This window comes from uncultured Phascolarctobacterium sp. (assembly GCF_902463975.1).
Lineage (GTDB): Bacteria > Bacillota > Negativicutes > Acidaminococcales > Acidaminococcaceae > Phascolarctobacterium_A.
Window position 1 is genome coordinate 1 of the sequence record NZ_CABQHJ010000049.1, and the last position, 9965, is coordinate 9965.

General features: G+C 47.8%; 10 protein-coding genes. All 10 read left to right on the top strand.

The window, feature by feature from the left end; genetic code table 11:
* Positions 1–180 precede the first annotated feature (180 nt).
* The 10 genes from RDW05_RS11295 (at position 181) to lysS (ending at position 9510) form a co-directional block, all read left to right on the top strand.
* On the top strand, positions 181–771 hold the full coding sequence (locus RDW05_RS11295; protein WP_307979132.1) for a hypothetical protein: 591 nt from the start codon (positions 181–183) through the stop codon (positions 769–771).
* A 10-nt stretch (positions 772–781) separates the two neighbouring features.
* Complete coding sequence (locus RDW05_RS11300) at positions 782–1270, top strand: hypothetical protein (protein ID WP_307979133.1); 489 nt, start codon at positions 782–784, stop codon at positions 1268–1270.
* Between the two features lie 31 nt (positions 1271–1301).
* Positions 1302–1691, top strand: coding sequence for a type II toxin-antitoxin system HicB family antitoxin (locus RDW05_RS11305; RefSeq protein ID WP_293691687.1), 390 nt, complete (start codon positions 1302–1304; stop codon positions 1689–1691).
* A 189-nt stretch (positions 1692–1880) separates the two neighbouring features.
* Positions 1881–2879, top strand: coding sequence for a biotin--[acetyl-CoA-carboxylase] ligase (locus RDW05_RS11310; protein WP_307979134.1), 999 nt, complete (start codon positions 1881–1883; stop codon positions 2877–2879).
* A 121-nt stretch (positions 2880–3000) separates the two neighbouring features.
* On the top strand, positions 3001–3777 hold the full coding sequence (locus tag RDW05_RS11315; RefSeq protein WP_293390355.1) for a type III pantothenate kinase: 777 nt from the start codon (positions 3001–3003) through the stop codon (positions 3775–3777).
* A gap of 94 nt (positions 3778–3871) precedes the next feature.
* Positions 3872–4879, top strand: a complete 1008-nt coding sequence (dusB, locus tag RDW05_RS11320) for a tRNA dihydrouridine synthase DusB (RefSeq protein WP_307979135.1) — start codon at positions 3872–3874, stop codon at positions 4877–4879.
* 58 nt (positions 4880–4937) lie between these two features.
* Complete coding sequence (locus RDW05_RS11325) at positions 4938–5864, top strand: quinate 5-dehydrogenase (RefSeq protein ID WP_293806885.1); 927 nt, start codon at positions 4938–4940, stop codon at positions 5862–5864.
* 9 nt (positions 5865–5873) lie between these two features.
* Positions 5874–6959, top strand: a complete 1086-nt coding sequence (locus RDW05_RS11330; RefSeq protein ID WP_304106657.1) for an NAD(P)-dependent oxidoreductase — start codon at positions 5874–5876, stop codon at positions 6957–6959.
* An 86-nt stretch (positions 6960–7045) separates the two neighbouring features.
* Positions 7046–7522: a transcription elongation factor GreA gene (greA, locus tag RDW05_RS11335; protein ID WP_307979138.1), complete on the top strand. Its 477-nt coding sequence runs from the start codon at positions 7046–7048 to the stop codon at positions 7520–7522.
* Positions 7523–7539: 17 nt separating this feature from the next.
* Positions 7540–9510 carry a lysine--tRNA ligase gene (gene lysS, locus RDW05_RS11340; RefSeq protein WP_374111042.1) on the top strand — a complete coding sequence of 657 codons (1971 nt, stop codon included), beginning with the start codon at positions 7540–7542 and terminating at the stop codon, positions 9508–9510.
* Positions 9511–9965 lie beyond the last annotated feature (455 nt).

Below are 9965 nucleotides of genomic sequence, written 5' to 3' on the forward strand. Positions count from 1 at the left end.
AGGAGCTAGTGGGGGAGACCCCGTGGAGGTTCAAATCCTCTCTACCGCACCATTTAAATCTCAGGTCTAAGAGCATGGCTCTTGGGCTTTTTTTGTTTTGCTTGCGAAAGCTCTGCAAGTATGAGAAAATGTAAGCATAGTATAAGCTTCTTGAATAATTATCTAAGGGAGTGTGTGCTTATGGCATTTGATCAATTGCAGAATATTAATAGAAAGACTGCGGCTGTGTGTGTAGCGGCGCTGGTAATCGGCTTTATCGCCGGGGCAGGCTATGCCTGGAGCGGCAATAAGACTTCAACGCATTACAATGCGGCGAAGCTCACGAGCGAGCTGCATTATGCCAAGGTGGAAAGCGGCAGACAGCAGTGTATTGTGCAGAGTGATAAGGCTGCTTTGTATAGTGATCCTTCAGGGCTACGCGGCAAGATTATTGATTATTTATCTGCGGGAGTCAAGGTTGATTATGTCGATACAGTTTCCAGCCAGGATAAGGATGAACGTTATGCTGTTGTGGAGCAGCAGCTGCAGTTCCGCAGGTTTTTCGGAAGACGGCATATTATTCCTGCAGGCACGCAGGTGCTTATTCTGCAGCCAGACAGAGGCAATGGTGAAACCAGGGGACGTGTTTTGGTTGACGATAAAGAATATGACCTTGATTTTTCTACTAATATGTTGCGCTTCCCGTATGTTGGTCAGTGGAAAAAGGTTGAATTCAATGGTAAGCCGGGCTTTGTAAAATATAATGAGCTTTCGGACGCGAAGCTGATGTGAGGTGGGCAAAATGAGTAATAAGCTGGTAACGAGAATTGTGGCGTTGCTCTGCCTGCTGGCAGGCTTTGCCATCGGTATGAATGTTTTGGGACTGAAGGACAGAAGCTACAGCGTGAAGGAGGGCGACTGCTTTTACAGAGAACCTTCTGTGACTGCGCAGCTGGCGGATAACTTCAGTAGGGGCGAGGAGCTGGATGTGACAGATAAGCTTGAGCTTGCTGCGCCTACAGCAGTGAAGGTGCTACAGACTAAGATAGTAGAGGATAAAAACCGTACTAAATATCAGCTGCGTGAGGGCGATGTCTATAAGCTGGTGGAGGCGCGCATGGATAAGGCTAATACTCCCTGCGTCATTGAGGTGCAGACGGTAAAGGGCGCAACTGCTAAGCTTGAAGTGGATAAGGCATTGCTGCAGCCTGTTGACGAAGGCACGTGGCTGCAGGTGCGCAGCAAGGGCGGAGCAGGCGCGTGGGTGCGTGTGCAGAGCCGTTGGTATTAGAGGGTAAAGGGATTTACGGAGGTACTTAATCATGAAAAGCGTAGCTTATCCTATTATTTTAGAAAAAGAAGCTGATGGTTATTTTGTAACTGTACCTGATATTGATAGATATACACAGGGAGAAGATATAGCGGACGCTATGGAAATGGCACGTGATTTGATTTGCTTGTGGCTGCTTGATCTGGAGGAATCCGGCAAAAGCATTCCGCAACCTGCGTCAATGGAGCTGAATGTCAGCAAGGATGCAATAGTAACCTTTGTTGATGTAAATCTTGATGAGTACAGGAAAAAATATGGTACACGTGTTGTGAAGAAAAACTGCACAATTCCGGCCTGGCTTAATGCCCGCGCCGAGGCTATCGGCGTAAACTTCAGCCAGACGCTGCAGGAAGCGCTGCTGGCTAAGATTGAGGCTTGCTGATTTTTCACACATAATGCTTGCAGCAGTTCATTATGAGCTGCTGCTTTTTTACTTTTATCGAAGGCATCGTTCACTTTAGACTTGACTTTTGGTTAACCTGGTGTTACTCTTTGCATATCGGAATGTCTGCACAGACAGGCTTTAGACTGATAACGAAGAGTATTAAGAGAATCGGAGAGGATGATATATATGCGTAAACGTATTTTGGAGCTGCTGCGAAACAGTAAGGGGACACCGGTTTCCGGTGAAGAGATTTCCAAGGAGCTGGAGGTTTCGCGCACTGCTATCTGGAAGCATATCCAGGCATTGAAGAACGAGGGCTACGAGATTGAGTCTGTGCCTAAGCGCGGTTATATTCTGCGCGAGGTGCCGGACCGTCTGTTCCCGCAGGAAATTTTGTCCCATCTGCAGACCAAATGGCTGGGACGCAATATCTGCTATCGTGACAGCGTTGATTCCAGCAATAACCTGGCTAAAGCATTGGCCAACGAAGGCTGTGAAAACGGTCTGCTGGTAGTAGCAGAGGAGCAGGGCGCAGGCAAAGGACGTTTATCACGCGGCTGGATTTCCCCCTATGCGAAGGGCATCTGGTTTTCCGTGGTGCTGAAGCCGCCGTTCCTGCCGCAGGAAGCCTCCAAATGTACGCTTTTGGCAGCTGTTGCCGTAGTAAAGGCTATCAACAAGATTGCCGGCGTTCATGCCGCTATAAAATGGCCTAATGATGTGCTTTTGCTGGGACGCAAGCTTGTAGGCATTCTGACGGAGATGAATGCCGAATTCGGTCATATCAATTATGTTGTTATCGGCACCGGCATCAACACAAGCGCTTCTCCAGAAGATTATCCCGAAGAAGTACGCGATTTAGCTGTTTCTGTGGCTGATGCCGCAACGGAGCCGTTTACCAGAGTACAGCTTTTGTGCGATATCCTCAAGAATATGGAGGACCTGTATGAAACTGCGGTTCAGGAGGGCTTTGACCCCGTGTTTGACGAATGGCGCCGTTATTCCTGCACCTTAGGTCAGGAGGTAAAGGTTATTGCCCCTGATATGACTTATTTCGGTACGGCCGAGGATATTGATGAGGAAGGCCTGCTGATTGTACGCCGCGAGGACGGCAGCAAGGAAAAGGTTGTAGCCGGTGATGTTTCTATCCGTCCGGCGAAGGCTAAGGGGAATGAGTACGCGTAAAATGGTAAGCGTTAATTAGCTACAATTTCTTCTTGCAATATTTCCGCTTTGTGGTAAAATAAAAAAGGCTTTTATGCCGTATTTTGCGAATGGAACGCAGATTTCCGAGGAGGATCTTAGAATGTTACTTGTTGTGGATGTAGGAAATACAAACATTGTAGCCGGTGTTTTTGAGGATAAGACTTTAAAGGTACACTGGCGCTTTTCTACAGACCGTTCTAAAACTGCAGATGAATTTGGTATTATGCTGCGCAGCATGTTTGCTTATAGTGATGTAGAAATGGATAAGATTTCTTCCGTCATTATTTCCAGTGTTGTGCCTCCGGTGCTGATTCCCTTGTGCCACATGTGTGAGCGCTATTTCGGTATTAAACCGATGGTTGTAGGACCCGGCGTTAAAAACGGCATTTTCATTAAATACGATAATCCCAAGGAGGTTGGTGCAGACCGTATTGTCAACGCTGTGGCAGCCTTCCATAAATTCAGTCATCTGGGCAGACCGATGATTATCATTGATTTCGGTACTGCCAACACCTTCTGTGCTTTGCTGCCGACAGGTGAATACTTGGGCGGTGCTATTGCGCCCGGCATCGGTATTTCTACTGAAGCGCTGTTCCAGCGTGCGGCAAAGCTGCCGCGTATCGAGCTCGTTAAGCCGAAATCCGTTATCTGCCGCAACACTGTAAGCTCTATGCAGGCAGGTGCTATTTACGGCTTCGTAGGTCAGATGGAGGGCATTGTCAACCATATGAAGAAGGAGCTCGGCGGTGATGCTTACGTTATTGCTACCGGTGGCTTTGCCAATACTATGGCTGCAGAATCTGACTGTATTGATGTTGTAGAACCGTTCCTGACCTTGGATGGTCTGCGCATTCTGTACGAAAAAAACGCTAAATAAGAGCAGGATTGATTCCGTCGCTCGTGAAAAAAGTTAAAGCTGTCGTGAGTAGCGTTTTGCTGCGCGGCAGCTTTTTTCGATAGGAGTTATTTTTATGAATATTGGTAATATAGAGCTGTCTGCACCGTTGGCGCTGGCACCGATGGCAGGCATTACGGATTTGCCGTTCCGCCTGATCTGCCGCCGTTTGGGCTGCGGCATGACAGTGTCGGAGATGGTTAGCGCCAAGGGCCTGCTGTATAAAAACGTCAAGACTACCGAAATGCTGCGCATTGATGATTGTGAGCGTCCTACGGCCATCCAGCTGTTCGGCAGCGTGCCTGCGGAGCTGGCTGAGGCTGCACGCATGGTAGAGGCCAGCGGTGCGGATATGATTGATTTCAATATGGGCTGCCCGGTGCCGAAGATTGTCAATAACGGTGAAGGCTCGGCGCTGATGAAGAATCCGCAGCTGGCACATGATATTCTGGCGGCGATGGTGAAGGCCGTCAAGATTCCGGTGACGGTAAAGTTCCGCGCTGGCTGGGACGATAACAACCGCAATGCGGTGGAGATTGCCCGTGCCGTGGAGGCAGCAGGCGTGAGCGCTGTTGCCGTACACGGACGTACGCGTCAGCAGTTTTACGAGGGCAAGGCCGATTGGAGCATTATCGCCGACGTGAAGCAGGCAGTGAAGGTGCCTGTGTTTGGCAATGGTGATATTTTTACGGTAGCAGACGGATTGCGGATGCTGGAGCAGACAGGCTGCGACGGCTTGATGATCGGCCGCGGCGCTGACGGCAACCCGTGGCTGTTTACCGCACTGGCGGCAGCACTGCGCGGTGAGCCGCTGCCGCAGCCGCCTTCTCTGAAGGAGCGTCTGGCGCAGGCGGCGGAGCATCTGGAAATGCTCATTGCTTATAAGAACGAAGTTGTTGCGGTCAAGGAGATGCGCCGCCATATTTCTGCTTATCTTAAAGGCATGCCGCATGCAGCGGAATTCAGAGGACGTTTTCACAAGGTTGATACGCAGGAGCAGTTTTCGGAGCTGCTGGCAGAATACAGCGAATGCGCGCATTGCTATTATGAAACAGAAAAACATTTTGCATCTGGCATTGTCTAAGACGCGCAAATATGTTAAAATAATAATTTGTAAAAGAAGCATTTAGGGAGTTAAAAACATGGAAGCAGCTAATAACGCAAAACATGTAGTAAGTATCAGTCTGGGGTCATCAAAACGTGACGCCGGCGCCATATTGGAACTGGGAGGACGCAAAATCAGCATCGAACGCCGGGGAACCGACGGCGATTTTGACAGAGCACGTCAGCTCCTTGAGCAATGGGACGGCAAAGCTGATGCCATCGGTCTGGGGGGTACGGATTTATATGTTTATGCAGGCAAAAAGCGTTATACCTTCCGTGAATCGGCTCATCTGATTGCTAATGTAAAAAAGACACCGGTTTTGGATGGCAGCGGCCTGAAAAATTCGCTGGAGCGTAAGCTGATTGAATCACTTGCGGCCGGCAGCAAGGTGCCGATAAAGGGCAGCAAGGTGCTGATGGTCTGCGGCGTGGACCGCTTCGGTATGGCGGAGGCATTGCTGGAGGCAGGTGCTGAGGTAACCTTCGGTGACCTTATTTTCGGTCTGAATGTCAATAAGCCGTTATATTCGCTGAAGGCGCTTGCATGGTGGGCGGCGCTGCTGGCACCGCTTGTTACCAAGCTGCCGGTAAGCTGGTTTTACCCTATGGGCAAGGATCAGGAATTGCGGGTGGTGCGTCATCCGGAATATTTTCTGGAGAACGATATCATTGCCGGTGATTTTCATTATATAAAAAAGTTTATGCCGGATAAGCTGCCGGGAAAAACTATTATTACTAATACAGTTACTGCTGCTGATAGAGTGATGCTGCAGGAGGCGGGAATCAAAATGCTGATTACGACAACTCCCTGTATTCAAGGACGCAGCTTCGGCACCAATGTTATGGAGGCCATGCTGGTTGCATTGCACGGCGGTAAAGAACCGCTCACGGCGGATGAATATCTGAAGCTTTTAGAGCATTATCATATAGAATCTTCTGTTGAGTACTTTGGTACGAAGGAGTAGTTTGTTTTTATGGAAAAATTTGCTTTTATTCTACATCCATTATCCCTGCAGGATATGGAACACTTATCACCCTTGATGAGGTATATTCCCGACCCGATAATCGAAGCCTGTCTGAAAATGAAGAAGCCGTTCAAGGTTTCGCATATTACCGGCATCAAGAGTCCTTATGCCGAAGCCGAAGGCTGGTTTATCGGCTGTCCGCTGACTGCTAAGCAGATGGTGGAGCTGCCTGAGGAATTTGTTATGGACAGAATTATTGAGTCCGGCAAGGTTGCTCAGGAGCTGGGAGCCAAGATTGTCGGCCTGGGAGCTTTCACTTCTATTGTCGGTGATGCAGGCATTACCGTAGCGAAAAATCTGGATATAGCCGTTACCAGCGGCAACAGCTATACCGTTGCTACCGCTATTCAGGGCACTAAGCAGGCTGCCCGAATGATGGGCAAGGACCTGAAGGAATGCCGTGCTGTCGTAGTCGGTGCCACCGGCTCTATCGGTGCTGCTTCCGTACGCCTGCTGGCCAAAGAGGTTAAGCATATTACGCTTGTTGCACGTCATATGGGACCGCTGGAGGAGCTGGCGCAGGAGCTTATTGAGCAAAATCATTGCGAGGTTGCCGTAAGCCAGGATATTCGCACATCTCTGCAGGAGGCTGACATTGTTATTACCGTAACCAGCGCGCTGGACTTTTTGATTGAGCCTGGCGACCTGAAGCCTGGCGCTGTAGTATGCGATGTTGCGCGTCCGCGTAATGTATCGCGTGAGGTATCGCTGCAGCGTAACGATGTGCTGGTAATCGAAGGCGGCGTTATTAACGTGCCCGGTGACGTAGATTTTCATTTCAACTTCGGCTTCCCGCCGCACACATCCTATGCATGCATGGCAGAAACTATGATTCTGGCACTGGATGGCCGTTATGAAAACTTCTCCCTGGGCAGATCTCTGGATATCAATAAGATCAATCTTATTTCTCAGCTGGCAGATAAGCATAACTTCAAGATGGCGGGCTTCCGTAATTTTGAACGTGCTGTTTCTACGCAGCATATTGAGGAAGTCAAGCATAATGCCCAGCATGCGCTGGCAGTGCATGGCTGCTGATATTGACAAGTAAATCCGGCGACTATTATAATCAGTATATGCGTTTAAGTAAATTTTTATATAAATAATGATAAAGGAGCAGGAACATGGCAAGCAAAGAAACTATTTTAACAGCTGAAGGCTTAAGAAAATTACAAGAAGAATTAGCTCAACGTAAGGGCGAAATCCGTGAAGAAATCGTTGAACGTCTGAAGGAAGCAAGAGCACAGGGCGACTTGAGCGAGAACTCCGAGTACGATCAGGCCAAGGAAGACCAAGGTAAAAACGAAGGCCGTATTCTGGAGCTGGAGCAGATGATTAAAACTGCTACCATTATCGATGACAGTGCCAGCAAAGCAGCAGGCATTGTATCTCTTGGTTCTACCGTACTGCTGAAGGACGTAGAAACCGGCGATGAAGAAACCTATACCATCGTTGGTACTACCGAAGCAGATCCGTTCGAAAACCGTATTTCCAACGAATCTCCTGTAGGTGCAGCTATTTTGGGCCGCAAGGTGCATGATGTTGTTATAACCAAAACCCCTGTAGGTGAATTGTCCTACGAAATCGTGGAAATTAAATAATAAGGAGAAGGGCGACAATGGCAGAGGTAAAGAATAAACCTAATACAGAAGAAGCTGCAGTGCTTACCGAAAACGAAATCAACGAGCAAATGCAGGTCCGCATTGACAAGATGCATAAAATTGAGGAGCATGGCTGGAAGCCTTTCGGCTATCGCTTCCTGTACACTCATCGCGCGGCAGATATCGCTGCGCAGTTCGATGAGCTGTCCGAAAAAGAAACCGAAGTTAAAATGGCAGGCCGTATTATGGCTATTCGCGGCCATGGCAAAACCTGCTTCATGGATATGCAGGATAAGACCGGCCGTATTCAGGTATATGTACGTAAGGACGTTATCGGCGAAGAAAACTATGCGCTGATTAAGCTGATGGATATCGGTGATACTGTAGGTATTACCGGTACTGCCTTCCGCACCCATATGGGCGAGCTGTCTATTAAAGCAAATTCCGTAGAAATGCTGTCCAAATCCCTGCGTCCGCTGCCGGAAAAATGGCATGGACTGAAGGACGTTGAAACCCGTTACCGTCAACGCTATGTTGACCTGATTGTTAATCCGGAAGTACGTGATACCTTTGTAAAACGCAGCCAGATTATCAGAAGTGTACGCGAGGTTCTCGACAGTCATGATTTCCTGGAGGTAGAAACTCCTATTCTCAACACCATCGCAGGTGGTGCTGCTGCACGTCCGTTTATCAGCTATCATAACGCTCTGGATATGCAGGTATATATGCGTATTGCACCTGAACTGTACCTCAAACGCCTTATCGTAGGCGGTATGGATCGCGTATATGAAATGGGCCGCGTATTCCGTAACGAGGGCATTGACAACCGTCATAACCCGGAATTCACCAGCGTTGAGATTTATCAGGCTTTTGCCGATTACCGCGATATGATGGACCTGACCGAAGAGGTTGTTGTTAAGACTGCTGAGAAGGTTCTGGGCACTACCACTATCAACTATGAAGGCACTACTATCGAGCTGGCTTCTCCCTGGAAGCGTATGAGCATGATTGAAGCTGTAAAAGAATATTCCGGCAAGGACTTTACTAACGTAACCGATCTGGAAGAAGCACGCGCTATCGCTAAAGAGCTGAATGTGGCTGTTGAGCCTTCCTTTGGCATTGGCAAAATTATCAACGCATGCTTTGAAGAATATGTTGAAGATAAGCTGATTCAGCCTACCTTTATTACCGGTCACCCGAAAGAAATTTCCCCGCTGGCCAAGAGCAACCCTGAAAACCCTGAAATCACCGATCGTTTCGAGGCTTATATCTATGGCCGCGAAATCTGCAACGGCTTTACCGAATTGAACGATCCTATCGACCAGAAGGAGCGTTTCTTAAAGCAGGTTGAAGAACGCGCTAACGGCGATGAAGAAGCAAATATGATGGACGAGGACTTTGTCAACGCCCTGGAATACGGCCTGCCTCCGACAGGTGGTTTAGGCATTGGTATCGACCGTCTGGTAATGTTCCTGACCAACAGCTCTACCATTCGTGACGTACTGTTCTTCCCGACCATGAAACCGTTGGGCAAGGCTGTAAGCGAGAAGCCTGACTTTATGCAGGCTGCTGCTGTTGCTGCACCCGTAGAAGAGGCTAAGGAGGAAACTATCGATTTCTCTAAGGTTGTTATTGAGCCTGCATATGAAGAATATGTTGATTTTGACACCTTCTGCAAGTCTGATATCCGTGTAGTTAAGGTTAAAGAATGTACCGCTGTACCCAAGAGCAAAAAGCTGCTGAAATTCGTTCTGAATGACGGTACCGGTACCGATCGTGTAATTTTGAGCGGTATCCATGCATTCTATGAGCCTGAAGAGCTGGTAGGCAAGACTTTGGTTGCTATTGTTAACCTGCCGCCGCGCAAAATGATGGGTATTGATTCCTGCGGTATGCTGCTGTCTGCTATCCATGAAGAGGAAGGCGCAGAGAAACTGAACCTTATTATGGTAGATAAGCGTATCCCGGCTGGTGCACGCCTGCACTAAAACTAAAAATTATTCTGGCGCTATGCGAAAGCATAGCGCCTTTTTTCTTCCGTGCATAGTTATTTCTTAAGTGGCAGAGGATTATTTTTCTTAGCTACAATGAGTTAAGAGAGAATTTTATTCAGTATAATCACTGTTGCTACGAGGACCTTATGAAGAAATTTCAGGAAAAAACAAGCAAAAATTTGAGAAAAAATTTCTGAAGCAGAGAAAAATTTTTACTGATTTTTAGCTTTTTTTGAGAAAAAACAGCTAAAATCAGCACTTTTTTTGAAGTTTTTTCAAGAAATTTTAAAGGCCATAAAGGCGATAATCAAGCATGTTTCTTTTTCCACGAATCCAAGTGTTTCACTAAAAAATCTCAAAAAAGTGTCGAAAAAAGTGTTGACATAACCTAGACCACGTGGTATTATATACAAGTCGACGCGATACGGCAACAAAACAAAAGCCAAAAT

Bases quoted from the DNA above. Each gene is read 5' to 3' on its own strand.
- RDW05_RS11295 (WP_307979132.1), top strand. From the start codon at position 181: ATGGCATTTGATCAATTGCAGAATATTAATAGAAAGACTGCGGCTGTG.
- RDW05_RS11300 (WP_307979133.1), top strand. From the start codon at position 782: ATGAGTAATAAGCTGGTAACGAGAATTGTGGCGTTGCTCTGCCTGCTG.
- RDW05_RS11305 (WP_293691687.1), top strand. From the start codon at position 1,302: ATGAAAAGCGTAGCTTATCCTATTATTTTAGAAAAAGAAGCTGATGGT.
- RDW05_RS11310 (WP_307979134.1), top strand. From the start codon at position 1,881: ATGCGTAAACGTATTTTGGAGCTGCTGCGAAACAGTAAGGGGACACCG.
- RDW05_RS11315 (WP_293390355.1), top strand. From the start codon at position 3,001: ATGTTACTTGTTGTGGATGTAGGAAATACAAACATTGTAGCCGGTGTT.
- dusB (WP_307979135.1), top strand. From the start codon at position 3,872: ATGAATATTGGTAATATAGAGCTGTCTGCACCGTTGGCGCTGGCACCG.
- RDW05_RS11325 (WP_293806885.1), top strand. From the start codon at position 4,938: ATGGAAGCAGCTAATAACGCAAAACATGTAGTAAGTATCAGTCTGGGG.
- RDW05_RS11330 (WP_304106657.1), top strand. From the start codon at position 5,874: ATGGAAAAATTTGCTTTTATTCTACATCCATTATCCCTGCAGGATATG.
- greA (WP_307979138.1), top strand. From the start codon at position 7,046: ATGGCAAGCAAAGAAACTATTTTAACAGCTGAAGGCTTAAGAAAATTA.
- lysS (WP_374111042.1), top strand. From the start codon at position 7,540: ATGGCAGAGGTAAAGAATAAACCTAATACAGAAGAAGCTGCAGTGCTT.